This window comes from Kitasatospora dryopteridis, from assembly GCF_050749075.1.
Lineage (GTDB): Bacteria > Actinomycetota > Actinomycetes > Streptomycetales > Streptomycetaceae > Kitasatospora.
Genome location: NZ_CP192749.1, coordinates 2,725,272 through 2,750,375, shown reverse-complemented (window position 1 = coordinate 2,750,375; position 25,104 = coordinate 2,725,272). Strand labels below are relative to the sequence as shown.

Here is a 25,104-nt window from a genome sequence, read left to right as displayed (position 1 = left end):
GTCGGCCGGATTCTGAGCAGCCCGCCCCTGCCGCCCGCGGGCCCGAGGACGACGCCCTGGTGCGGCTGAGCCGGCGGCTCGCCGACTTCGCGGCGGCGCGCAACTGGCAGCCGTACCACACGCCCAAGAACCTGGTGGCGGCGCTCAGCGTGGAGGCCGGCGAGCTGCTGGAGATCTTCCAGTGGCTGACGCCGGAACAGGCCGACGACGTGATGGCGGACCCGGAGCGGGCGCACCGGGTGCGGGACGAGGTGGCGGACGTGCTGGCGTACCTGCTGCAGTTCTGCACGGTCGTCGGGGTGGACCCGGCGGAGGCGCTGGCCGCGAAGATCGAGCGCAATGAGCAGCGGTTCCCGGTACCGGAGGTGGCGCTGCCGGAGCGCCCGGGGCCGGAGCACTCCGGGCCGGAGCGCTCGGCGCCGGGCGACGATCAGTCTGACGATCGGACCGGGTGAGCCGCTTCCGGCGGTAAAGCTCCCCCGAGTGGGTGATGCCGGTTGTCCACAGGGGCGGGTTTTCCACAGGTCTGCGGCGGGCGGGCCGTGAAGACAGGGCCTGCCCGCACGCTTGCGTCGTGACACACCGTCGGCAACGGCGGTCCGATGCGAGCGAGGGGAGCGGCGGTCATGGACGCGCTGCGACTGATCAAGACGGCCCGCCATGCACTGGCCGAGGCGAGGACGGTGCCCGACGTCCTGCAGGAGGCCCGTCAGGCCGGGCTGCTCACCGAGGCCGTCGGCGCGCGGATCGCCGAGCAGGAGCAGGGCGGGATCGGTGCCCTCGGCAGGCTGCTCTGCGACGCCGGCTCGCACGCGGCGGGCTGCCTCGACCACCCGCCGGACGATCCCGATGCGGCCGGCGGTCCGGAGGGGGACGGCGGTCCGGGCGCGGAGTGGACGTGCGGCGGCCGGGCCGAACGCCTCGGCGAGCTCGGCGAGCTCGAGCCGGTCCTGCAGGAGCTCGGCAGCCTGCTCCACGAGGTCGCCGAGACCCTCGTCGTACTGGCCTGCGGGGCCGAGGCGGAGAGCGTCTACTGGCGCTGCATCGACGGCGTCGACGCCGGGGCCGAGTGCAAGGACGTCGCGGCCGAGCTGCTGCGCGCCGTCCGGCGGGAGAACGGCTCCCTGCCGCCCGGGGTCGACCCGGCGGACTTCCCGGACCCGGTGGATGTCCCGGACGCCGTGGACGACTTCGCCGAGGAGGACCTTCCGGACACGGACACGGACACAGGTACCGGCGCCGGGCCGGACGGCGCGGTCGGCGTCCTCCCGCGCAGCCGTCGGGTGCCCGAGGGCGGGGCCGGCGGCCCGGTGCTGGCCGTCCGGCTCGAGCCGCCGGTCGCTGCGGCCGTGGGTCAGTCGTGAGTGCCCTGCTCGGGGGCTTCGTCGTCCGGCGCGCCGGCCCGGGCGGCGGACGACCGCAGGTCGGCGCCGAGGCCGGCCAGGTTGGCGCTGACGGTCGCCAGCAGCTCCTCCATCTGCTGCAGCAGGTCCTTCGACGCCTCGGCCGCGGCCAGGTCCTGCGCGAGAGGCACGGACGCCCCGGGGGACGCCTCCGGGGTCGGCTCGGACACGGGATCGGACATGGGGGTGTCCTTCCAGCTCGGTGGTGCGGAGTGCGGCGACCGATACCGGCCCCGCCAGTCCAACGACCCCCGCCCGCGGGCGGTCACCTCGTACCACCCGTTGAGTCCAAGACCGCCGCCGCACCGGCCCACCGGGTGATCACGGCTTGCGGCCCGCCGTGGGCCCGGCTGGACGGCCCGTCCCCGTCCGCCGCTTCGTGCGGCCCCGACAACGGACGCGGGCCCGGGCGGCGTACCGGAGAGTACGCCGCACGGGCCCGCCCGGAGCACCGGAGATCAGTTGTGTGCGTGCAGCTCGGCGTTCAGGCCGCCCCACGAGCCGGACCGCGCGATGACCTCGACCGCACCGCTCTGCGAGTTGCGGCGGAACAGCAGGTTGTCCTGGCCGGAGAGCTCGACCGCCTTGGCGATCTTGCCGTCCGGGGTGGTCACCCGGGTACCGGCGGTCACGTACAGGCCGGCCTCCACCACGCAGTCGCTGCCCAGCGAGATGCCGATACCGGCGTTGGCGCCGAGCAGGCAGCGCTCGCCGACCGACACGACCTCCTTGCCGCCGCCGGAGAGGGTGCCCATGATCGAGGCGCCGCCGCCGATGTCGCTGTGGTCGCCCACCACGACACCTGCGCTGATCCGGCCCTCCACCATCGAGGTGCCCAGGGTGCCGGCGTTGAAGTTGACGAAGCCCTCGTGCATCACCGTGGTGCCCTCGGCGAGGTGCGCACCGAGGCGGACGCGGTCCGCGTGGGCGATCCGTACGCCCGTCGGGCCGACGTAGTCGGTCATCCGCGGGAACTTGTCGATGCCGTAGACGGCCAGCTGGCCGCCCTGGGCGCGCACGGCCAGGCGGGCCTGCTCCAGGTTCGCCACCGGCACCGGGCCGATGCTGGTCCAGGCGACATTGGCGAGCAGGCCGAAGATGCCGTCCAGGTTCTGGCCGTGCGGCTTGACCAGGCGGTGGCTCAGCAGGTGCAGCCGCAGGTACACGTCGTGCGTGTCGAGCGGCTTGTCGTCCAGCGAGGAGACGACGGTGCGCACCGCGACGACCTCGACGCCGCGGCGGGCGTCGCTGCGCAGTGCCTCGGCGGCACCGGCGCCGAGCGCAGCCTCGGCCTGCTCGGCGGTGAGCCGCACGGTGCCGGCCGGGCCGGGCTCGTCGGTCAGCTCGGGCGCGGGGAACCAGGTGTCGAGGACGGTGCCGTCGGCGGCGATCGTCGCCAGGCCGGCCGCAACGGCGCCGCGGGCGGAAGAGGAGGTTTCAGCAGTCACATCGTGCACGTTAACGAATCGGGGGTGGCCCTGCCGAACGCGCTCACCGTGCGGACATCGCCGAGCTGCTCCCGGGCGCACGCCCTGCGGCCCGTCCGGGGCTCCGTGCAGCGGCCGTCCCGGCCCGAAATCCCGATGACCCGGCGATCACCCGTCGGCAATACTCGACCGGGTGTTCATCTCGATCTCCACCACGGCCACAGCCGATCGCCCGGCCACCGACCTGGGCTTTCTGCTGCACAAGCACCCGGAGAAGGTGCAGCGCTTCTCGACTTCCCACGGGGTGGCGCACGTCTTCTACCCGGAGGCGACGGAGCATGCGTGCACGGCCGCGCTGCTCCTCGACGTCGACCCGGTCGCCCTGGTGCGGCAGGGCCGCGGCAAGGGCCGCTCCGGCTCGCCCGACCTCGCCCTCGCCCAGTACGTGAACGACCGGCCCTACGCCGCGTCCTCCCTGCTGTCGGTGGCGCTGCGGACGGTCTTCCGGTCCGCCATGAAGGGTGTCTGCGAGAAGCTGCCCGGCCGCGCCGACCTGCCCATGCCACTGCGGATCTCGCTGCCCGCAGTGCCCGCCACCGGCGGCAACGAGGGCGGCCCGGCCATGGTGCAGCGGCTCTTCGAGCCGCTGGGCTGGCAGGTGGATGCCGTGGCGATCCCGCTGGACGAGGCGTTCCCCGAGTGGGGCGAGTCCCGCTACGTCCGGGTGGAGCTGACCGGCGAGCTGCGGCTGGCCGAGGCGCTGCAGCAGCTGTACGTGCTGCTGCCGGTGCTCGACGGGGCCAAGCACTACTGGGTGGCTCCGGACGAGGTCGACAAGCTGCTCGCCGCCGGCGAGGGCTGGCTCGGCGACCACCCCGAGCTCGCCCTGATCACCCGCCGCTACCTGGCCCGCCGATGGTCGCTCACCCGGCTCGCGATGGAACGGCTGGCCCTGGCCCGCCTCGCCGAGGCCGACGACCGGGAGGCGGAGGAGCTGGACAACGCGGTGGACGACGACCCGGACACCGAGCCCGCCACCGACGCAGCTCCCGGCAGCGCCACCGACACGGAGGAGGGGAACGGCGCCGGCGACGCCCGCCCGGCCCCGGCCCCGGCTCCGTCGGACGACGCCGAGGACGGGGCCGAGAAGCCCGTCCCGCTGGCCGTCCGCCGACGGGAGGCGATCCTCGCCGCGCTCGCCGAGACGGGGGCCGCCCGGGTCCTCGACCTCGGCTGCGGCCAGGGCGAGCTGGTCGGCGCACTGCTCAGGGACGCCCGGGTGACGGAGGTGCTCGGCGTGGACGTCTCCTCGCGCGCGCTGTCCGCCGCCGCCCGGAAGCTGCGGCTGGACCGCATGACCGAGCGTCAGGCGTCCCGCGTGCGGCTCGTCCAGGGCGCGCTCACCTACACCGACGCCCGGCTCAAGGGGTACGACGCCGCCGTGCTGTCCGAGGTGATCGAGCACCTCGACCTGCCCCGGCTGCCCGCCCTGGAGTACGCGGTGTTCGGCGCCGCCCGTCCGACGGCCGTCGTGGTGACCACGCCGAACGTCGAGTACAACGTCCGCTGGGAGTCGCTGCCGGCCGGTCACGTCCGGCACGCCGACCACCGGTTCGAGTGGGACCGCGCCGAGTTCCGCGACTGGGCCGAGCGGGTCGCCCGCACCTACGGCTACACGGTCGACATCCGGCCCGTCGGCCCGATCGACGAGGAGGTCGGCGCGCCGACCCAGCTCGCCCTGTTCCGCACCACCACCGCCGACAATGCCCCTGAAGGGAGCGTGACCCGATGACCTCCGACGTCCGGCCCACCGGCGGCAGCCTCCCCGACGGCGCCGCCACCGATACCGACACCGCAGAGGCCACCGCGGCCGACACCGCCGCCACCGGGGCCGCCGGCAGCAGCGCTGTCGAGGCTCCGCCGTCCGCCCGCCGGCTCCCCGTCACCGACGTGTCCCTGGTCGTGCTGATCGGTACCAGCGGCTCCGGCAAGTCCACCTTTGCGCGCAAGCACTTCCTGCCCACCCAGGTGATCTCCTCCGACTACTGCCGAGGGCTGGTCGCCGACGACGAGAACGACCAGTCGGCCTCCACCGCCGCCTTCGACGTGCTCCACTACATCGTCGGCAAGCGGCTCGCCGCCGGCCGCCTCACCGTGGTCGACGCGACGAACGTCCAGCCGGAGTCCCGCAAGGCGCTGATCAAGCTCGCCCGGGATCACGACGTGCTGCCCATCGCGATCGTCCTGGACGTGCCGACCGCGGTCTGCGCCGAGCGCAACCGCAGCCGGCCGGACCGGCAGCTGCCCGCCCACGTCCTGCCGCGCCAGCAGCGCGAGCTGCGCCGTTCGCTCCGGGGCCTGGAACGCGAGGGCTTCCGGAAGGTGCACATCCTGCGCGGCGAGGCGGAGGTCGGCGCCGCCGAGATCGTGCCGGAGAAGCGCTACAACGACCTGCGCCACCTCACCGGCCCGTTCGACATCGTCGGCGACATCCACGGCTGCCGCTCCGAGCTGGAGACGCTGCTCGTCCGCCTCGGCTACCGCCTGACCCGGGACGGGCTCGGCCGGGCCGTCGACGCCGAACACCCGGAGGGCCGCACCGCGGTCTTCGTCGGCGACCTGGTCGACCGCGGCCCCGACACCCCGGGCGTGCTGCGCCTGGTGATGGGCATGGTCGCGGCCGGCCACGCCATCTGCGTGCCCGGCAACCACGAGAACAAGCTCGGCCGGTACATGGACGGCCGCAAGGTCACCGTCTCGTACGGCCTGCAGGAGTCGATCGACCAGCTGGCCGCCGAGCCGGAGGAGTTCCGGGCACAGGTCCGGGCGTTCATGCGCGACCTGGTCAGCCACTACCTGCTGGACGGCGGCGCCCTGGTGGTCTGCCACGCCGGCCTGCCGGAGAAGTACCACGGCCGCAACTCCGGCCGGGTCCGCTCGCACGCCCTCTACGGCGACACCACCGGCGAGACCGACGAGTACGGCCTGCCGGTGCGCTATCCGTGGGCGGAGGAGTACCGGGGCAAGGCCCTGGTCGTCTACGGCCACACCCCCGTGCCCACGGCGAGCTTCGTCAACAACACCATCTGCCTGGACACCGGCTGCGTCTTCGGCGGCAGCCTGACCGCGCTGCGCTACCCCGAGCGCGAGCTGGTCTCCGTGCCGGCCGAGCAGGAGTGGTACGCGCCGGTGCGCCCGCTGCACAGCGACGCGCCCGGCGGCCGGGAGGGCCGTCCGCTGGACCTCGCCGACGTGGCCGGCCGCCGCATCGTCGAGACGGCGCACCACGGCCGGGTCTCCGTCCGCGAGGAGAACGCGGCCGCGGCGCTGGAGGTGATGAGCCGCTTCGCGCTCGACCCCCGGCTGCTCGCCTACCTGCCGCCGACCATGGCCCCGTCCGCGACCTCCCGGCGCGAGGGGTATCTGGAGCACCCCGAGGAGGCGTTCTTCGCCTACCGCCACGACGGGGTGCAGCAGGTGGTCTGCGAGGAGAAGCACATGGGCTCCCGCGCGGTCGTCCTGGTCGCCCGGGACGGCGAAGCGCTGGACAAGCGGTTCGGCATCGCCGGGCCCGGTGCGATCTGGACGCGCACCGGTCGGGCCTTCCTCGGCGACGAGGAGCTCACCGGCGCCGTGCTCGACCGGGTGCGGGCGGCCGCCGAGAAGGCGGGCCTGTTCGACGAGCTGGCCACCGGCTGGCTGCTGCTGGACGCCGAGCTGATGCCGTGGTCGCTGAAGGCGGCCGACCTGCTGCGCCGTCAGTACGCGGCGGTCGGTGCGGCGGCGGGCGCCGCCCTGCCGCAGGTGATCGACGCCCTCGACCGGGCCGCCGACCGCGGCCTGGACGTGGCCCACCTGACGGCCCGGCAGCGGCAGCGCGCCCTGGACGCGGAGGCCTTCACCGCCGCGTACCGGCGCTACTGCTGGCCGACCGAGGGCCTCAGCGGCATCCGGCTGGCGCCGTTCCAGCTGCTCGCCGCGGAGGGCGCCAACCTGGCCGTGCTCCCGCACGACCGGCATCTCGACTGGATCGACCGCATGGCGGCCGCCGACGACGGGGACGAGCCGATCCTGCAGCGCACCGGCCGCATGGTGGTCGACACCTCGGACGAGGCGTCGGTCGCGGCGGGCATCGCCTGGTGGGAGGAGCTGACCGCGGCGGGCGGCGAGGGCATGGTGGTGAAGCCGCTGGCCTCGCTCGTCCGGGACGCCGGCGGGCGGCTGGTGCAGCCCGGTGTGAAGGTCCGCGGCCGGGAGTACCTGCGGATCATCTACGGCCCCGACTACACCGAGTACCTGGACCAGCTGCGCCAGCGCTTCCTCGGGCACAAGCGCTCGCTGGCGCTGCGCGAGTACGCGCTGGGCCTGGAGGCGCTGGACCGGCTGGCCGCGGGTGAGCCGCTCTGGCGGGTGCACGAGCCGGTCTTCGCGGTGCTGGCGCTGGAGTCGGAGCCGGTCGACCCCCGGCTGTGAGGCTCCGCATTGGCCCGGCGCAGCGGTCGGCAGCCCGACCTGCCGCCCGGGCCGCCCGGCCCGCCCCCGTGAGTGCGGGGGCGGGCCGGGCCACCCGCATCACATCCCCCAGCCCTGCATAGAAATTCCGGTGGTCGTATACACTTCCCGTCTCACCATCGATGACCCAGGAGCCCGGCATGGCGTTCAACCTCCGGAACAGGCACTTCCTCAAGGAGCTCGACTTCACTCCCCAGGAGTTCCGCTTCCTGGTGGACCTCGCCGCCCAGCTCAAGGCCGCCAAGTACGCCGGCACCGAGCAGCCCCGGCTGCGCGGCAAGAACATCGCGCTGATCTTCGAGAAGACCTCCACCCGCACCCGGTGCGCCTTCGAGGTGGCCGCCCACGACCAGGGAGCCTCGACCACCTACCTCGACCCGGCGGGCTCCCAGATCGGCCACAAGGAGTCGATCAAGGACTCGGCCCGTGTCCTCGGCCGGATGTTCGACGGCATCGAGTACCGGGGCCACGGCCAGGCGATCGTGGAGGAGCTGGCCGCCTACGCCGGCGTCCCGGTGTGGAACGGCCTGACCGACGAGTGGCACCCGACCCAGATGCTCGCCGACGTGCTGACCGTCCGGGAGCACTGCGCCAAGCCGCTCTCCGAGGTCTCGCTCGCCTACCTCGGCGACGCCCGCAACAACATGGGCAACTCGCTGCTGGTCACCGGCGCCCTGCTCGGCATGGACGTGCGCATCGTCGCCCCCAGGCAGCTCTGGCCGACCGACGACGTCCAGAAGGCCGCCCGGGAGCTCGCGGAGACCACGGGCGCCCGGATCACCGTCACCGAGTCCGTGGCCGAGGGCGTCGCCGGTGCCGACTTCCTCTACACCGACGTCTGGGTCTCCATGGGCGAGCCCAAGGAGGTCTGGGCCGACCGGATCGCCCTGCTCAAGCCGTACCAGGTGTCGATGGACACCGTCCGGGCCACCGGCAACCCGGCGGTGAAGTTCCTGCACTGCCTGCCCGCCTACCACGACCTCGGTACCGAGATCGGCCGGCAGATGTTCGAGGAGACCGGCATGACCGAGCTGGAGTGCACGGACGAGCTCTTCGAGTCCGCGCACTCGGTGGTCTTCGACCAGGCCGAGAACAGGCTCCACACCATCAAGGCCGTCCTGGTCGCCACCCTGGGCTCCTGACCCCCGCCGGCCGGGCCGGGCAGGAGCCCGCGACGGGTCAGAAGTCCACGTTGACGCACGCCACCCGGGCGCCCGCCGCGTGGGCGCCCGCGGCGTGCACGGTGTGCAGGACGAGCGAGTGCGCCCCGCCGGGCCGGAACGCCCAGCCGACCCGCGTCCGCGCCGCCGCGTCCCCCCGGGCGTCCGTCCGCAGCGCCAGCCTGACCTCGTTCCGGTCGTTGGCGAAGGCCGGGTCGGTGGACGGCTGCACCGGGTCCTGGACGTCCTGGTAGTGCGCCCCGGAGGAGGCGGGGTCGGCCCCGCAGTACCCGGCGTGCACGTGTGCCGCCAGGTCCGTGGCCGGTGAGGCGCCGGTGAGTTCCACCGCGACCGCCGTTCCGCCGCCGGACCGGGCCGCGGTGACCCGGACGTGCGCGCCGTAGGGCACCACGTCCGGCGCATGGCTGATCGCCACCGGTGGGACGAAGACCGAGGCCCGGTCGAAGTCCGCCTCGACGACCGTGCCCGGCGAGGTCAGCGCCGGCAGCAGCAGGAGCGCCGGTAGGGCAGCGGCGAACGGGACGGGCATCGGCACACCTCTCGACGGGCCGCGGCGGACGCCGGGCGGGGACCGCCCACCACGGTGGCCGCCCGCGGTGCACCGTGCACGTCGCCGTGCCGACGTATCACCCGGACGAGCGGTCACCCCAGCGCCACCCCGACTCCCGCGCCCCTTACGGGGCACCTGGATGCCTGGACGGCAGGCCCCAGGGCGTGTCCTAGCTGTTCCGGCCCCTGCCCGTGGGGCGGTCCGTGGCCGGCTTCCCGGCGGGGGCGGGCCGGATGCCGCGGATCTCGCAGCGCGGCCCGCTGGCCCGCATCAGCCGCAGGTCCGCGGTGACCAGCGGCGCCCCGAGGTCCTCGGCGACCGCGACATAGGCCGCGTCGTCGGGCGTCAGATTGTCCTTCAGTTCCCAGATCCGCCCGAGCAGCGGCGTCACGTCGACCCGCCGTACGGTCAGCCCGGGCAGCCGGCCGGCGATCTCGGACACCCGCTCCGCCGTCACCTCGCGCGCCAGGTACAGCCCGCGCAGGGACTGCATCACCTCGATCAGCACGTGGTCCGGCGCGGCCCACTCGCCGTCGCGGGCCAGCTCGGCCCGGGCGGCCTCGCCGCGTTCGCCCTCGTCCGCCAGCGCCAGCACCAGCGCGGACGCGTCCACCACGATCATTCAGCTGCCCCCGGCCCGTCTGCTCCGCGCCGCCGGCCCGTCCGGCCGTCGGCTCGGCTCAACCGTAGTCGCCCGCCGACCCCGGACGGACGGTCCCGCACGCCCCCCACCGTCCGTTCCCGCCCCCGTCTGCTTCGACCGCTGCCCCGGGCACACCCGACCCGGTGCACACCCGACCCCGGTACGCACCCTGCCCGCTCAGCCGGAGGCCAGCAGCCCCACCAGCACCGAGCCCGCATTGGCGGTCAGCGCGGCGGCACCGAGCAGCGGCAGCGGCGGCCGGAACGGGCGCAACAGCACCGCCAGCAGCCCCGCCTCGACCAGGCAGACCGAGGTCTCGGCAAGGGCGAAGGCCGTCCAGTAGGCTGCGGCGGGCCCGTCGGCGGCCTGCCGGAGCAACCACCAGAGCACCGGGTGCGTCACAAGGTTGACCGCGGCGCCCGCCAGGACGACCCGGGCGGCCTTGGCGGCCGGGCCGACCGGCACGGGCGCGGTGACGGCCGCGGTGCAGGTGAGTGCCGCGGTGTAGAGGGGCACCTCGACGAGCAGGGTGAGGGCGAGGGCCAGGGGATACGGCACGGGCGTGATCGTGCCACGGGGAGGTCCGGCATGGCGACAAGCGTGGTGCCGGTGGCGCGGTCGGCCGGTGGCGTGCTGCCGACGGCGGGCTTCGCAGTGGCCGCCGTTCTGGCGCTGATGCTCGCGCTGCGGGCGCCGGCGACCCTGGCGGTGCTCGGCCTGGCGACCTTCGGCATCCTCCACAACGTCCTCGAGCTGCGCTACGTGGCGGGCCGGTTCGAACAGGTCCTGGCGGGCCCGTTCCTGCGCCTGCTGCTGGTGCTGATCACCGGCATCGTGGTCTGCCGGCTGCTCCCGCCGGGGGCCTTCTCCCGGACGGCGGAGATCCTGCTGGCGTACGGGCTGCTGGCGGCCGCCTGCCTGCACGCACTGCGCGGGCGCCTGCTGCCCCTGGCCGCGGCACTGCTGGTGCTGGGGGCCGCCGCGGCGGCCTCCCTGGCGTTCCCGGCGTACCACTTCGTGGTGCTGGCGCACCTGCACAACCTGGTGCCGCTGGTCTTCCTGTGGGAGTGGTCGAGGGCGCTGCCGCGCGGCCGCGGACTGTTCCTGGCGGTCCAGTGCGGCTGGGTGCTGGCGGTACCGGCGCTGCTGCTGGCGGGCGCGCTGGACGGCGTGCTGGCGCCGGCCGCCGGGGGAGTGGCGCGGCTGGAGGCCGCGTACACGCCGCCGGCCTGGCTGCACACGGCGGCGGGGCTGCGCTTCGTCGCCGTGTTCGCCTTCCTGCAGACCATGCACTACGTGGTGTGGGTGTGGTTCCTGCCGCGGTACGCGCCGGACGCGTCCGCGGCCTTCGAGCGGCGGGTGCCGGTGCTGCGCGGCGGGCGGGCGTGGGCGCTGGGTGCCGCCGCGGGGGCGGCGCTCGCCGTGCTGTTCGCCACCGACTGGGCGCAGGGCAAGGCGCTGTACGCGGCGGTGGCGAGTTACCACGCCTATCTGGAGTTTCCCGTTCTGCTGCTGCTCGTCTCGGGGCTCGCCCCGGCCGTGCTGTCCGACCGTCGAAAGGACCTCTTGTGAACGCAACCGCCGTGCTGCTGGCCGACATCGCTCCCGAGCCCCGGGAGACCGCGGGTCCGGTGGTGGTCGTCGTGGTGGGGATACTGGCGCTGGCCGGGGTGCTGGCCCTGGTGTGGCTCGCGCGTTCGCGCCGCCGGGGCTGACCTGCTGCAGTTGCGCAGGGGCATCGCCGGGTGAAGTTTGGACGCAGCCATGCACTATGGTTTATCTCGACATCGAGATAACTTCGCACTATCATTTATCTTGACGTCAAGATAGTTGCCGAGAGCCGCACGCCTTCCACATCGGCGAGGTGGGCTTAGCTAAGGCTTACCTTACCATCGAGTGGACCCAGAAGGAGTCAGTCGTGTCCGCGAACAGCTTCGACGCCCGCAGCTCGCTGCAGGTGGGCGACGAGTCGTACGAGATCTTCAAGCTCTCCGCCGTCGAGGGTTCCGAGCGGCTGCCGTACAGCCTCAAGGTCCTGCTGGAGAACCTGCTCCGCACCGAGGACGGCGCGAACATCACCGCCGACCACATCCGTGCGCTGGGCAACTGGGACGCGACGGCCGAGCCGTCCGAGGAGATCCAGTTCACCCCGGCCCGCGTGATCATGCAGGACTTCACCGGTGTGCCGTGCGTCGTCGACCTCGCCACCATGCGCGAGGCCGTGAAGGAGCTGGGCGGCGACCCGTCCAAGATCAACCCGCTGGCCCCGGCCGAGCTGGTCATCGACCACTCCGTCATCGCGGACAAGTTCGGCACCCCGGACGCCTTCGTCCAGAACGTCGAGATCGAGTACGGCCGCAACAAGGAGCGCTACCAGTTCCTGCGCTGGGGCCAGACCGCCTTCGACGAGTTCAAGGTCGTCCCGCCCGGCACCGGCATCGTCCACCAGGTGAACATCGAGCACCTGGCCCGCACGGTCATGGTCCGCGGCGGCCAGGCCTACCCCGACACCTGCGTCGGCACCGACTCGCACACCACCATGGTCAACGGCCTCGGCGTGCTGGGCTGGGGCGTCGGCGGCATCGAGGCCGAGGCCGCGATGCTCGGCCAGCCGGTCTCCATGCTGATCCCGCGCGTGGTCGGCTTCAAGCTCAACGGCCAGCTCCCGGCCGGCACCACCGCCACCGACCTGGTGCTCACCATCACCGAGATGCTGCGCAAGCACGGTGTGGTCGGCAAGTTCGTCGAGTTCTACGGCGAGGGCGTCTCCGCCATCCCGCTGGCGAACCGCGCCACCATCGGCAACATGTCGCCGGAGTTCGGCTCGACCTGTGCGATCTTCCCGATCGACGCCGAGACCATCAACTACCTCAAGCTCACCGGCCGCGACGAGCAGCAGCTCGCCCTGGTCGAGGCGTACGCCAAGGAGCAGGGCCTCTGGCACGACCCGTCGGTCGAGCCGGTCTACTCCGAGTACCTGGAGCTGGACGTCTCCACCGTCGTCCCGTCGATCTCCGGCCCGAAGCGCCCGCAGGACCGCGTGGTCCTGGCCGAGGCCGCCGCCAAGTTCGCCGAGGCGCTGCCGACCTACTCCGCCGAGGCCTCGAAGCCGACCGCCGTCACCGCCCCCGACGGCTCGTCCTACGAGATCGACAACGGCGCGGTCGTGATCGCCTCGATCACCTCCTGCACCAACACCTCCAACCCCTCCGTCATGCTGGGCGCCGCCCTGCTGGCGAAGAAGGCCGTGGAGAAGGGCCTGCACGTCAAGCCCTGGGTCAAGACCACCCTGGCCCCCGGGTCCAAGGTCGTCATGGACTACTACGAGAAGGCCGGCCTGCTCCCGTACATGGAGAAGCTGGGCTTCAACCTGGTCGGCTACGGCTGCGTCACCTGCATCGGCAACTCGGGCCCGCTGCCCGAGGAGGTCTCGGCCGCCGTCAACGAGTCCGACCTGGCGGTCGTCTCGGTGCTCTCCGGCAACCGCAACTTCGAGGGCCGGATCAACCCCGACGTCAAGATGAACTACCTGGCCTCCCCGCCGCTGGTGGTCGCCTACGCCCTCGCCGGCAACATGAACGTCGACATCACCCGCGACGCGCTCGGCCAGGACGCGGACGGCAGCGACGTCTTCCTCGCCGACATCTGGCCCTCCGAGCAGGAGGTCGCCGCGGTCGTCGCCGGCTCCATCGACCAGGACATGTTCGACAAGGGCTACCAGGACGTCTTCGCCGGCGACCACCGCTGGCAGTCGCTCCCGGTCCCGACCGGCAACACCTTCGAGTGGGACGCCGAGTCCACCTACGTCCGCAAGCCCCCGTACTTCGAGGGCATGGCCAAGACCCCGAGCCCGGTGACCGACATCGCCGGCGCCCGCGTCCTGGCCAAGCTGGGCGACTCGGTCACCACCGACCACATCTCCCCGGCCGGCAACATCAAGCCGGGCACCCCGGCGGCGCAGTACCTCACCGAGCACGGTGTGGAGAAGCGTGACTTCAACTCCTACGGCTCGCGCCGTGGCAACCACGAGGTCATGATCCGCGGCACCTTCGCCAACATCCGCCTGCGCAACCAGATCGCGCCGGGCACCGAGGGCGGCTACACCCGCGACTTCACCCAGGCCGACGGCCCGGTGTCGTTCATCTACGACGCCTCGCAGAACTACCAGGCCGCCGGCATCCCGCTGGTCGTCCTGGCGGGCAAGGAGTACGGCTCCGGCTCGTCCCGCGACTGGGCCGCCAAGGGCACCGCGCTGCTCGGCGTCAAGGCCGTCGTCGCCGAGTCCTACGAGCGCATCCACCGTTCGAACCTGATCGGCATGGGCGTCCTGCCGCTGCAGTTCCCCGAGGGCCAGACCGCCGACACGCTCGGCCTGACCGGCGAGGAGACCTTCTCCATCACCGGTGTCACCGAGCTCAACGAGGGCCGCACCCCGAAGACCGTCAAGGTCAAGGCCGGTGATGTCGAGTTCGACGCGGTCGTCCGCATCGACACCCCCGGTGAGGCGGACTACTACCGCAACGGCGGCATCCTGCAGTACGTGCTGCGCAGCCTGATCGGCTGAGTCCCGCAGTAGAGCACGAGCGGCCGGGCCGCACCCCTTCGCGGGGTGCGGCCCGGCCGTCGTCGTAGTGGCCCGGAAGCACGGCGCAGCACTCCGAGGTGCGGGACCCGTCCACGCCGAGCGGCTGGCCCCTCTGCCGGCCGTCACCGGCCGCCCTGCGGGCCACGCCGACCTGTCCGGCGACGGCCTTCCGGCCCTCGCCGCCCGGGGCTGACACCCCCCTGCCGACGCCCGTTTGCCAACGCCCGCCCGTGACCGCCCCCTTGTGCGCACAGGCCCCAGTGGACTAAACCTCTGTCTCGGCTTGGTTCAGACCAATTGACGCCGACTCAGAGAAGGCAACGGCATGCCCAGACGCACCTCCGCAGTCCTCGCGATGGCCCTGGCCACCGCGCTCGCCGTACCGACCGCCGCACAGGCCCACGACCACGGCCCGCGCCTCAAGGGGCAGCGGGTCGGCTACTTCACCCAGTGGGGCGTCTACAGCGGCTTCTCCGCCAGGAAGGTGCAGGACTCCGGCCAGGCCGGGAAGCTCACCGTCCTCAACTACGCCTTCGGCAACGTCTCCGCCGAGGGCACCTGCTTCGAGGCCAACGCCGCCGGCGTCGGCGACGCCTGGGCCGACTACCAGCGCCCGGTCGGCGCCGAGGAGTCGGTGGACGGCACGGCCGACACCGCCGAACAGCCGCTGAAGGGCAACTTCAACCAGCTGCGCAAGCTCAAGGCGAAGAACCCGCAGCTGCGCGCCGTGATCTCGCTCGGCGGCTGGACCTGGTCCAAGTACTTCTCGGACGCCGCCGCCACCGACGCCTCGCGCAAGAAGTTCGTCGCCTCCTGCATAGACCTCTACGTCAAGGGCAACCTGCCGCAGCTCGGCTCCGCCGAGGGCGGCACGGGCGCGGGGGCAGGCGTCTTCGACGGCATCGACATCGACTGGGAGTACCCCGGTGGCGGGGGCGACCCCGGCAACGTCGTCCGCCCCGAGGACGGCCGCAACTACACGCTGCTGATGCAGGAGTTCCGCCGTCAGCTGGACGCGCTCGGCCGGCAGCGGCACGCCCACTACCTGCTGACCGCCGCCGTCCCGGCCGGCACCGACAAGGCCGACCGGCTGGAGGTCCGTCAGGTCGCCAAGTCGGTGGACTGGCTCAACCTCATGACGTACGACCTGCACGGCCCCTGGGAGGCGCAGGGCCCGACCAACCACCAGGCGAACCTGTACTCCGACCCTGCCGACCCCTCCCCGGCGAACGCGGGCTACAGCGCCGACCGGGTGGTCCGGCACTACCTCGCCAAGGGCCTGCCGCCGGCCAAGGCGGTGCTCGGCGTACCGTTCTACGGCTACGGCTGGACGGGCGTCCCGGACGGCGGGAGGGCCGGCCTCTACCAGAGCGCCACCGGGCTCGCCCAGGGCGGCAACCTGCCGTGGAACCGGATCAAGGACCTGCCGGGCACCGTCCACGAGGACCGGCTGCACGGCGCGACCTGGAAGTACGACGGCACCGAGTTCTGGACGTACGACACCCCCGCGCTGCTCACCCGCAAGGCGCGCTACGTGTCGGCGCACGGCCTCGGTGGTGTGATGGCCTGGTCGCTGGACAGCGACGACGCCGCAGGGACGCTGGTCGCCGCCCTGGACGCCGGCCTGCGGAGGTAACGGCCGGCTGTCGGCCCCCCGGGAGCGCGCAGCTTCACGCATCACGATTTCGGTTCGTTTGATGCGCGAAGCTGCGCGTTTCCATGTTCAAACGCGCAGGAACGCGCTACCTTCTCGGTACCGGTCGGGCGGCTGCAATGGGCAGGCTCCCTGCGCATTGCACATGCTGCACCGCCCGCAACGCTTTGACTCCCAACCTGACCCATCCAGCGGCCCGACTATTGCCGGAGGGTGAACAGTGGACTATACCTTTGCGCATCGACCGCACGCCTCTGACCGGCTCAGTTGCCGCTAGGCGGGCTTGAATCACCGGGAATTGACATCTCGTCATACCCCGCCGCATCACCATCTTCTTGGACATCGAGGGGCTAGGGGCACACTTCATGGGCTCTGCAACCGAGTACAACCGCCGGGACATCTTCAAGCGCGCCGCCGGCATCGCCGTGCTCGCTGCCACCGGCGGCTCCCTGCTCACCGCGTGTGCCGGCGGCACCGGCGGCAGCAGCGACAAGGGCGCCAAGGGCGCCGCCGGATTCAACCTGACCGACGCCAAGAACCCGTTCGGCGTCAAGGACGGCGAGGGTCTCGAGGTCTTCATCTTCGACGGCGGCTACGGCAACGAGTACGCCAAGACGTTCGAGGCGATCTACTCCAAGAGCTACCCCGGCGCGAAGATCAACCACCAGGCCGACAAGGACGTCACCGGCAAGCTCCAGCCGCGCTTCAACGCCGGCTCCCCGCCGGACGTCATCGACGACTCGGGCGCCAAGCAGATGAAGCTGGACGTCCTCGCCGACTCCGGCCAGCTCACCGACCTGGCCCCGCTGCTGGACGCGCCGTACATCGACGACCCGTCGAAGAAGATCCGCGACGTCCTGATGCCCGGCACCGTCGAGTCCGGCACGGTCAAGGGCAAGGTCTACAACCTGTCCTACGTCTACACCGTCTGGGGCTTCTGGTACTCCGGCAAGCTCTTCAAGGACAACGGCTGGACGGCGCCGAAGACCTGGGCCGAGTTCATCGACCTCTGCGGCAAGATCAAGGCCAAGGGCATCGCGCCGCTCGCCCACCAGGGCAAGTACCCGTACTACATCAACGTCGTCATGATGGACATGATCGCCAAGCAGGGCGGTCTGGACCTCATGAAGCGGATCGACAGCCTCGACGCCGCCGCCTGGGACGACCCGGCCGTGAAGACCGCCGTCGAGTCGTTCTTCCAGGTCGTCGACAAGGACTTCCTGCTGCCCGGCACCAACGGCATGACCCACACCGAGTCGCAGACCGCCTGGAACCAGTACAAGGCCGCGTTCATCCCCTCCGGCTCCTGGCTGGAGAACGAGCAGCTGCCGACCACCCCGGCCGACTTCGACATGAAGTTCCTGCCCGTCCCGTCGCTGCCCGGCGACAAGCTGCCCTTCGAGGCGATCCGCGCCGGTGCGGGCGAGCCCTTCATCGTCCCGTCCAAGGCCAAGAACGTGGCCGGCGGCCTGGAGTTCCTCCGGATGATGCTGACCAAGGAGGCCTCGGGCAAGTTCGCCCAGACCGCCAACAGCCTCACCTGCCTCAAGGACGGCGTCGGCCCCGAGGTGAAGCTCAAGCCCGGCACCCAGTCCACCGTGGTGGCGCTGAAGGCGGCCGGCACCAACACCTTCAACTTCCAGTACCCGAACACCGCCTCCAAGTTCGACGAGGACCTGCAGAACGCCTCGGGCGAGCTCATGGCCAAGCGCATCACTCCGGCGGAGTGGATCAAGCGCGCCAAGGAGTCGGCCACCAAGAACAAGACCGCCTGACCGGTCGGACTCGAACAGCGCACCGGGGGCCCCGAACCGCCCCCGGTGCGTCCGCCTGACGGACAGGAGAAGTGACCGCGATGCGTCACGGCAAGTACCCCTTCATCGTGGGGTTCCTCTTTCTCCCGATCGTGCTGTACGTCGGCCTGGTGCTCTGGCCGTACGCACAGACCTTCGGATACTCCCTGACCAACTGGTCGGGTGCGAGCCAGGAGATGGACTTCATCGGCCTGGACAACTACACGAGACTCCTCGATGACGAGGTCTTCGGCGGGGCGCTGTGGCACAACCTGCTGCTGCTGATCCTGCTGCCGATCGTGACCATACTGATCGCGCTGTTCTTCGCCTTCATGCTGAACGTCGGTGGCAAGAGCGGCACCGGCGGTGTGCAGGGCGTGGCCGGAGCCGCCTTCTACAAGGTGGTCTTCTTCTTCCCGCAGGTCCTGTCCATCGCGATCCTCGCCGTCCTGTGGGGCGCGGTCTACCGCACCGACGGCAGCGGCCTCGCCAACGGCATCCTGATCAAGCTCGGCCTGGCCTCCGCCGACGACCCGGTGCAGTTCCTGTCCGACCCGGACATGGTGCTCTGGTGCGTGCTCGCCGTTCTCGTCTGGTCCGGCGTCGGCTTCTACCTGGTGCTCTTCTCGGCCGCCATGCAGTCCATCCCCAAGGACATCTACGAGGCCGCCCTGCTGGACGGCGCCAAGCGCGGCCAGACCTTCTTCCGGATCACCCTGCCGCTGCTCTGGGAGACCGTGCAGACCGCCTGGGTGTACCTGGCGATCGTCGCCATGGACGCCTTCGCGCTGGTCTCCAGCATCACCCCGGGCGCCTACTTCGGCGGCGGCCCGGACCACCACAGCGAGCTGATCTCGACCTACCTGATGCGCAGCTTCCTGCGCAACGGCGAGGCCGGCTACGCCTGTGCCATGGGTGTGGTGATTTTCTTCTTCACCCTGATCCTGACCATCGTCTCGCTCTGGGTCACCAAGCGCGACAAGATCGAGTACTGAGCGGGGGCCGGGACATGAGCGAACGAAGTGAGCTCATCAAGAAGACCTGGGCGTTGTGCGAAGCACGCGCTGAGCGGAGCGAGGCGTGGGCATGAGTACTCTCGACAAGGCTGCGAGCCTTCCCGGCCAGCGCACCGGTAGCCGGCCCGCCGACCGGCCGCAGCGCTTCGCCGACGGCGGCGGCGTCCTGAACGTCTTCTCGCACGGCTTCCTCGCCCTGTGGGCGCTGATGATCATCCTGCCGCTGGCCTGGGTCGTCCTCGGCTCCTTCAAGACCGACGCCCAGATCAACGGCTCCGCCTGGAGCTGGCCCGAGTCCTTCGGCTTCGACGCCTTCGGCCGGGCCTGGGAGAAGGGCATCGGCGGATTCTTCGTCAACACCCTGATCGTCCTCGCCGGTTCGCTGACGCTGACGATGCTGCTCGGCTCGATGGCCGCCTACGTGCTGGCCCGCTACGAGTTCAAGGGCAGCCAGGTCATCTACTACCTGTTCGTCGCCGGCGCGATGTTCCCGGTGTACCTGGCCCTCGTCCCGCTGTTCTTCATGGTCCGCAACCTGGGCGAGATCAGCCCGCTGCTCGGCCTGAACAGCTACCTCGGCCTGATCCTGGTGTACGTCGCGTACTCGCTGCCGTTCACCGTCTTCTTCATGTACTCGTTCTTCCGCACCCTGCCGACCGCCGTGCACGAGGCCGCGATGCTGGACGGCTGCTCGCACACCCGGGCGTTCTTCCAGATCATGGTGCCGATGGCCAAGCCCGGCCTGATCAGCGTCGGGATCTTCAACGTCCTCGGCCAGTGGAACCAGTACATCCTGCCGGTGACCCTGATGCAGCCGACCACCGCCGGCGAGGCCGACCACTCGATGCTCGCCCAGGGCCTGGTCAACCTCGCCCTCCAGTCCGGCTACAAGAGCGACGCCCCGGCCCTGTTCGCCGGCATGACGATCGCCATGCTGCCCGTGCTGGTGGTCTACCTGTCCTTCCAGCGCCAGGTCCAGGCCGGCCTCACCTCGGCCACCCTCAAGTAGCAGGGGGCAACACCAAGGGGCGTGTGGGGTACCTCCCGGTTTTCGGCCGGTAGGTACCCCACACGCCCCTGTCGGTTTCCCGTCAGCCCCGGTCGCAGGCCTGCGCCCGCAGCGCCCGGGCCAGGTCGTCACGGCACTCGATCACCAGCCGCCGCAGCGCCGGCGCCGCGTCCTTGTGCTCCGACAGCCAGGCATCGGCCGCGTCCAGCGTCCTCTGCTCGGTCTGGTACTTCGGGAAGAAGCCGCCGACGATCCGCATCGCGATCTCGATCGACCGCTGCGCCCAGACGTCCTCCAGCATCGCGAAGTACGGCTCGGTGTAGCCGGCCGTCAGATCCCGCTGGTCGGCCTGGGCGAAGCCCGCGATCTCCGCCTCCACCAGGGCGTTCGGCAGCTCGTCGGAGTCGACCACGGCCGTCCAGGCCGCGGCCTTGGCGCCCGGCGTGGGCAGCGCCGCCAGGCACTGGGTGAGCTGGCGGCGGCCGCTGGCGGTGTTGTCCCGCTGCAGCTCCTGCTCGACCTCCCCGCCGGTGGCGGCACCGGCGGCGGCGAGCGACAGCCACAGCGCCCAGCGCAGCTCCTGGTCGACCTCCAGCCCGTCGATCCGGGCGGTGCCCTCCAGCAGGCCGCGGACCAGCTGCAGCTGCTCGGGGCCGTTCGCGGCGGTCGCCACGAACCGCGCCCAGGCCAGCTGGTGGTCGCTGCCCGGCACGGCCGCCCGCAGCTCGCGGACGGCGCCCTCGGCGAGCAGCCGGCCGCCCTCCCCGCGCCAGGCCGGGTCCGCGTACAGGTCGAGGGCGGTGCGGGCCTGCAGGTGCAGCGACTGCAGCACGCCGATGTCGGACTCCTGGCCGGCGAAGCGCAGTACCAGCGACAGGTAGTCGCGCGCCGGCATCAGGCCGTCCCGGGTGAGGTTCCACACCGCGGACCAGGCCAGCGCCCGCGCCAGGTCGTCCCGGATCTCGCCGAGCCCGCCGCGCAGCGTCTCCAGCGACACCTCGTCGAAGCGGATCTTGCAGTACGTCAGGTCGTCGTCGTTGACCAGCACCAGCGCGGGCCGCGGGTGCCCGGTGGCCTCCTCGACGACGGTGCGGGCGCCGGTGACGTCCAGCTCGATCCGCGCGGTGCGCACCAGCGCGCCCTCGGCGTCCCGGTCGAAGAGGCCGACCGCGACCCGGTGCGGGCGCAGCGTGTCGCCGTCCTGGACGACGGCCAGCTCGGTGATCCGGCCGTCCGCGTCCACGGTGAGCTGCGGGGTGAGCGCGTTGACGCCGGAGGTCTGCAGCCAGGCGGCGGACCAGGCGGTCAGGTCGCGGCCGCTGGTCTCCTCCAGTGCGTCCAGCAGGTCGGTGAGCACGGTGTTGCCGTAGGCATGCCGCTTGAAATAGCGGCGGGCACCGGCCAGGAAGGGCTCGCGGCCGACGTACGCCACCAGCTGCTTGAGCACCGAGGCGCCCTTCGCGTAGGTGATGCCGTCGAAGTTGAGCTTGGCGTCCTCCAGGTCCCGGATGTCCGCGGTGATCGGGTGGGTGGTCGGGAACTGGTCCTGCCGGTACGCCCACGCCTTGCGGCGGTTGGCGAAGGTGAGCCACACGGCCCGGTACCTGGTCGCCTCCACCTGCGAGAACGAGCCCATGAAGTCCGCGAAGGACTCCTTCAGCCACAGGTCGTCCCACCACTTCATGGTGACCAGGTCGCCGAACCACATGTGCGCCATCTCGTGCAGCACCACGTTGGCCCGGCCCTCGTACGCCGCCTCGGTCACCTTCGAGCGGAAGACGAACTCCTCGCGGAAGGTCACGCAGCCCGGGTTCTCCATCGCACCGATGTTGTACTCGGGGACAAAGCACTGGTCGTACTTGCCGAACGGGTACGGGTAGTCGAACTCGTCGTGGAAGAAGTCCAGGCCCTGCTTGGTGACGGTGAAGATCTCGTCCGAGTCGAAGTACGGCGCCAGCGAGCGGCGGCAGGTCGCCGCGAGCGGGATCTCCAGCACGGTGCCGTCCGGGAGCGTACGGCTGTAGTGGTCGCGGGCCACGTGGTACGGGCCGGCCACCACCGCGGTCAGGTAGGTGGAGATCGGCTTCGTCGGGGCGAAGCGCCAGGTGCGGGCGCCGCTGCCGTCCGCGGTGACCTCCTCGTGCACGGCGTTGGCGTACACGTCCCAGGCCGCCGGGGCGGTCACCGAGAAGGTGAAGGGCGCCTTCAGGTCGGGCTGCTCGAAGTTGGCGAACACCCGGCGGGCGTCGGCCGGCTCGAAGTGGGTGTACAGGTAGGTCTCGTCGTCCGCCGGGTCGACGAAGCGGTGCAGGCCCTCGCCCGTACGGCTGTACACGCAGTCGGCCTCGACCACCAGCTCGTTCTCCGCGGCCAGGCCCGGTACGACGACCCGCGCGCCGTCGAACACCTCGGCCGGGTCCAGCGCCCGGCCGTTCAGCGTCACCGAGCGGACCGCGGCCGCCAGCAGGTCCACGAAGGTGTCCGCGCCCGGCTGCGAGCAGCGGAAGGAGACGGTCGTGGTGGACCGGAAGACGGCGGCCGCCGGGTCGGGCGCAGAGGTGACGTCGAGATGGACGCGGTAGCCGTCCACCTCGACCAACTGGGCCCGCTGCTGGGCTTCTTCGCGGCTCAGGTTCTTGCCCGGCACGGCGGTACTCCTTTGTCCGGATCGCACGCTGTGAGGTCTTGCCCGGCCGCGCCGGTGGGCCCGGCCGGGGGCATCCTTTCACGAAGGACCCGCGCCGCCCGGGCACAGCCCGCGTGGTGCGCACGGAATCAACCGCCCTGCCGCACGGTTGGCACCGCCGGGGACCACCCCGCACCCGACCGCCGACCGAAGGACGCCGTCCGTGACGACTGCCGACTCCCGCAAGATCGCCGACTTCTGGTTCGACCCGATCTGCCCCTGGGCCTGGATGACCTCCCGCTGGATGCTGGAGGTCGAGAAGCTGCGCCCGGTGGACACCCGCTGGCACGTGATGAGCCTCTCCGTGCTCAACGAGGGCCGCGACGAGCTGCCCGAGAAGTACAAGGAGCTGCTCGCCAAGGGCTGGGGCCCGGTGCGCGTCCTGATCGCCGCGGCCCAGTCGCACGGCGACAAGGTGCTCGGCCCGCTCTACACCGAGCTCGGCCTGCGCTTCCACAACCAGGGCCTGCCGAACGAGCGGGCCACCATCGAGGCCGCCCTGGAGGCCGCCGGCCTGCCGGTCGAGCTCGCCGACGCCGCCGACACCGACGCCTACGACGAGGCCCTGCGCGCCTCCCACCACGAGGGGATCTCCCTGGTCGGCGAGGACGTCGGCACCCCGGTGATCGCCGTGGACGGCCCCGAGGGCGACCGCATAGCCTTCTTCGGCCCGGTCGTCACCCCGACCCCGCGCGGCGAGGCCGCCGCCCGCCTGTGGGACGGCACCGTCCTGGTCGCCTCCACCCCGGGCTTCTACGAGATCAAGCGCACCCGCACCGCCGGCCCCTCCTTCGAGTAGGAGCCGGCCGGTCCGAGGGCCGGCGCTCCCGCACCGGGGCAACCGCAAGGGGCGCGGGGAGCGGCGCGAGTCGGAGGGCACATCGTGTGCCTTCCCACTGCGCGCAGCTCCCCGCGCCCCTTCGTCCGTTCGCCGTGCGTCAGGCCTTGACGGCCCGCTTCTGCTTGATCCAGCCCGCTGCGGCCAGCGCGACCGCCAGGCCGGCCGTGAAGTACAGCTGGATGCGGTTGCTCTGGTCCATCAGCATCAGCGACAGCACGCCCAGGATGCCGACCAGCGCCACCCAGGTCAGGTACGGGAAGGCCCACATCTTCACCGACAGCTTCTCCGGAGCCTCACGCTCCAGCCGGCGCCGCATCCGCAGCTGGGCGACGGCGATGAACGCCCACACCACCAGCACCGCGGCACCGACCATGTTCAGCAGCCAGGTGAACACGGTGTCCGGCCACCAGTAGCTCAGCAGCACCGCCAGGAAGCCGAAGCCGGAGGAGGCCAGCACGGCCCGGCGCGGCACGCCGCCGCTGATCTTCGACAGCCCCTTCGGGCCCTGGCCGCGCTGGACCAGCGAGTAGGCCATGCGGGAGGAGCCGTAGATGTTGGCGTTCATCGCGGACAGCAGGGCGATCAGCACGACGACGTTCATGACCTGGCCGGCGCCCGGGATGCCCAGGCTGTTCAGCACCGCCACGTACGGGCCGGGACTCAGGATCGAGGAGTCGTTCCACGGGACGAGGGTGACGATCACGACCATCGAGCCGATGTAGAACAGCGCGATCCGCCACATCGCGGTGCGCACCGCGCCGGCCACGCTGCGCCGGGGGTCCTTGGACTCGGCGGCGGCGATGGTGACGGTCTCCAGACCGCCGTACGCGAAGACGGAGGCCAGCAGACCGGTGACCAGGCCGGTGGTGCCGTTCGGCAGGAAGCCGCCGTGGCCGGTCAGGTTGGCGGCGCCGGGGGAGTCGCTGCCGGGCAGCACGCCGGTGATGGCCAGGATGCCGATCACCAGGAAGGCGGCGATCGCGGTCACCTTGATCGCGGCGAACCAGAACTCGAACTCGCCGAAGTTCTTCACCGCGGCCAGGTTGCTGGCGCAGAAGAAGGCCATGAAGACGGCCACCCACACCCAGAGCGGCACACCGGGGAACCAGCCCTGCATCACGTGCGAGGCGCCGATCGCCTCGGCCGCGACGCCCACGCACAGCAGCGTCCAGAACATCCAGCCGACGGTCAGGCCGGCCCACGGGCCGATCTCCTTCTCGGCGTGCACCGAGAAGGAGCCGCTGGCCGGGCGGGCGGCGGACATCTCGCCGAGCATCCGCATCACCAGCATGACGAGGACGCCGGAGATGGCGAACGCCAGGATGATCGACGGGCCGGCGGCGGCGATGCCCGCGCCGGAACCGACGAAGAGGCCGGCGCCGATGACGCCGCCGAGCGCGATCATGGACAGATGGCGAGGCTTGAGGCCCGCGGCCAGCGTGCCCTCGGCGGCGGGCTCGGTGGCCTGCCGCTCCAGGGTGGGCGTGGGGGTGGTCGTCATCGGCGCATCCAGTGTTCGTCGAATATCGGAACGAGTTGTCCACTATTCGGCAGGCCGGATGGGCGCGCCAAGAAATCCCGGCGGGAGACCGCAATTCGGACACTCCGGTGACGCTGCGTGCCGGAGATGTCACCGCCGATGCGGGATGTCGCAGGCAGGACCCCACAAAGCCCGGGCCTGACGCTTTGTCGGAGACGGCGCCGTCAGTTCGCGTACCGGAGCGTAGGTTCACAACTGTTCACTGATCACGATCGTTCGCCGATCGCGATCGATCACCGATCACGCCCTGCCCGCCGAGCCGAA

General features: G+C 71.6%; 20 protein-coding genes. 13 read left to right on the top strand and 7 right to left on the bottom strand.

Translation table 11 applies throughout. The annotated features are described in order from the left end of the window. Nucleotides 1–56 precede the first annotated feature (56 nt). Both ACQ614_RS12510 and ACQ614_RS12505 read left to right on the top strand, forming a co-directional pair. Nucleotides 57–455 carry a nucleotide pyrophosphohydrolase gene (locus tag ACQ614_RS12510; protein ID WP_431683902.1) on the top strand — a complete coding sequence of 133 codons (399 nt, stop codon included), beginning with the start codon at nt 57–59 and terminating at the stop codon, nt 453–455. A gap of 171 nt (nt 456–626) precedes the next feature. Continuing rightward, nucleotides 627–1,364 (top strand): DUF6099 family protein, encoded by a 738-nt coding sequence (locus tag ACQ614_RS12505; RefSeq protein ID WP_431678602.1) that lies wholly within the window; start codon nt 627–629, stop codon nt 1,362–1,364. On the opposite strand, the gene ACQ614_RS12500 is transcribed toward ACQ614_RS12505, so the two are convergent. Beyond that, a complete protein-coding gene (locus ACQ614_RS12500; RefSeq protein ID WP_431678600.1) occupies nt 1,355–1,585 on the bottom strand; it encodes a hypothetical protein in 231 nt (76 codons plus the stop codon). The two genes, ACQ614_RS12505 and ACQ614_RS12500, sit on opposite strands and share 10 nt — an antisense overlap. Before the next feature lie 276 nt (nt 1,586–1,861). Continuing rightward, nucleotides 1,862–2,851 (bottom strand): 2,3,4,5-tetrahydropyridine-2,6-dicarboxylate N-succinyltransferase, encoded by a 990-nt coding sequence (dapD, locus tag ACQ614_RS12495; RefSeq protein WP_431678599.1) that lies wholly within the window; start codon nt 2,849–2,851, stop codon nt 1,862–1,864. Between the two features lie 172 nt (nt 2,852–3,023). On the opposite strand from dapD, the gene ACQ614_RS12490 reads away from it, so the two are divergent. The 3 genes from ACQ614_RS12490 (at nt 3,024) to argF (ending at nt 8,484) form a co-directional block, all read left to right on the top strand. Continuing rightward, nucleotides 3,024–4,622, top strand: coding sequence for a 3' terminal RNA ribose 2'-O-methyltransferase Hen1 (locus ACQ614_RS12490; RefSeq protein ID WP_431678597.1), 1,599 nt, complete (start codon nt 3,024–3,026; stop codon nt 4,620–4,622). Continuing rightward, nucleotides 4,619–7,303 (top strand): polynucleotide kinase-phosphatase, encoded by a 2,685-nt coding sequence (locus ACQ614_RS12485; protein ID WP_431678596.1) that lies wholly within the window; start codon nt 4,619–4,621, stop codon nt 7,301–7,303. Before ACQ614_RS12490 ends, ACQ614_RS12485 begins: the two co-directional genes overlap by 4 nt. Before the next feature lie 179 nt (nt 7,304–7,482). Beyond that, the gene (gene argF / locus ACQ614_RS12480; RefSeq protein WP_431678594.1) at nt 7,483–8,484 is read left to right on the top strand and encodes an ornithine carbamoyltransferase; all 1,002 of its coding nucleotides are present in this window, start codon (nt 7,483–7,485) and stop codon (nt 8,482–8,484) included. A gap of 37 nt (nt 8,485–8,521) precedes the next feature. Here argF and ACQ614_RS12475 read toward each other — a convergent pair whose 3' ends face one another. The 3 genes from ACQ614_RS12475 to ACQ614_RS12465 form a co-directional block, all read right to left on the bottom strand. Continuing rightward, nucleotides 8,522–9,052 carry a superoxide dismutase family protein gene (locus ACQ614_RS12475; protein WP_431678592.1) on the bottom strand — a complete coding sequence of 177 codons (531 nt, stop codon included), beginning with the start codon at nt 9,050–9,052 and terminating at the stop codon, nt 8,522–8,524. 190 nt (nt 9,053–9,242) lie between these two features. Then, nucleotides 9,243–9,695: a type II toxin-antitoxin system VapC family toxin gene (locus ACQ614_RS12470; protein ID WP_431678590.1), complete on the bottom strand. Its 453-nt coding sequence runs from the start codon at nt 9,693–9,695 to the stop codon at nt 9,243–9,245. Nucleotides 9,696–9,893: 198 nt separating this feature from the next. Next, complete coding sequence (locus tag ACQ614_RS12465) at nt 9,894–10,274, bottom strand: hypothetical protein (protein WP_431678589.1); 381 nt, start codon at nt 10,272–10,274, stop codon at nt 9,894–9,896. Between the two features lie 30 nt (nt 10,275–10,304). Here ACQ614_RS12465 and ACQ614_RS12460 point away from each other — a divergent pair, with 30 nt between their 5' ends. The 7 genes from ACQ614_RS12460 to ACQ614_RS12430 all read left to right on the top strand — a co-directional run bounded on the left by ACQ614_RS12460 (nt 10,305) and on the right by ACQ614_RS12430 (nt 19,773). After that, nucleotides 10,305–11,288: a hypothetical protein gene (locus tag ACQ614_RS12460; RefSeq protein ID WP_431678587.1), complete on the top strand. Its 984-nt coding sequence runs from the start codon at nt 10,305–10,307 to the stop codon at nt 11,286–11,288. Further along, complete coding sequence (locus ACQ614_RS12455) at nt 11,285–11,431, top strand: hypothetical protein (protein ID WP_431678586.1); 147 nt, start codon at nt 11,285–11,287, stop codon at nt 11,429–11,431. Before ACQ614_RS12460 ends, ACQ614_RS12455 begins: the two co-directional genes overlap by 4 nt. Before the next feature lie 203 nt (nt 11,432–11,634). Beyond that, the gene (gene acnA, locus ACQ614_RS12450) at nt 11,635–14,280 is read left to right on the top strand and encodes an aconitate hydratase AcnA (protein ID WP_431678584.1); all 2,646 of its coding nucleotides are present in this window, start codon (nt 11,635–11,637) and stop codon (nt 14,278–14,280) included. A 346-nt stretch (nt 14,281–14,626) separates the two neighbouring features. Further along, a complete protein-coding gene (locus tag ACQ614_RS12445; protein WP_431678583.1) occupies nt 14,627–15,937 on the top strand; it encodes a glycoside hydrolase family 18 protein in 1,311 nt (436 codons plus the stop codon). Between the two features lie 383 nt (nt 15,938–16,320). Further along, nucleotides 16,321–17,730, top strand: coding sequence for an N-acetylglucosamine/diacetylchitobiose ABC transporter substrate-binding protein (gene ngcE / locus ACQ614_RS12440; RefSeq protein WP_431678581.1), 1,410 nt, complete (start codon nt 16,321–16,323; stop codon nt 17,728–17,730). 80 nt (nt 17,731–17,810) lie between these two features. After that, nucleotides 17,811–18,743 carry a carbohydrate ABC transporter permease gene (locus ACQ614_RS12435; protein WP_363500061.1) on the top strand — a complete coding sequence of 311 codons (933 nt, stop codon included), beginning with the start codon at nt 17,811–17,813 and terminating at the stop codon, nt 18,741–18,743. Nucleotides 18,744–18,834: 91 nt separating this feature from the next. Beyond that, nucleotides 18,835–19,773, top strand: coding sequence for a carbohydrate ABC transporter permease (locus ACQ614_RS12430; RefSeq protein ID WP_431678580.1), 939 nt, complete (start codon nt 18,835–18,837; stop codon nt 19,771–19,773). Nucleotides 19,774–19,855: 82 nt separating this feature from the next. Here the strand turns inward: ACQ614_RS12430 and pepN are convergent, their stop codons facing one another. Continuing rightward, nucleotides 19,856–22,420 carry an aminopeptidase N gene (pepN, locus tag ACQ614_RS12425; RefSeq protein ID WP_431678579.1) on the bottom strand — a complete coding sequence of 855 codons (2,565 nt, stop codon included), beginning with the start codon at nt 22,418–22,420 and terminating at the stop codon, nt 19,856–19,858. Nucleotides 22,421–22,622: 202 nt separating this feature from the next. Here pepN and ACQ614_RS12420 point away from each other — a divergent pair, with 202 nt between their 5' ends. Further along, entirely contained in the window at nt 22,623–23,258 is a 636-nt protein-coding gene (locus tag ACQ614_RS12420; RefSeq protein ID WP_431678578.1) for a disulfide bond formation protein DsbA, read from the top strand. Nucleotides 23,259–23,397: 139 nt separating this feature from the next. Here ACQ614_RS12420 and ACQ614_RS12415 read toward each other — a convergent pair whose 3' ends face one another. After that, nucleotides 23,398–24,801 carry an amino acid permease gene (locus ACQ614_RS12415; RefSeq protein ID WP_431678576.1) on the bottom strand — a complete coding sequence of 468 codons (1,404 nt, stop codon included), beginning with the start codon at nt 24,799–24,801 and terminating at the stop codon, nt 23,398–23,400. Nucleotides 24,802–25,104 lie beyond the last annotated feature (303 nt).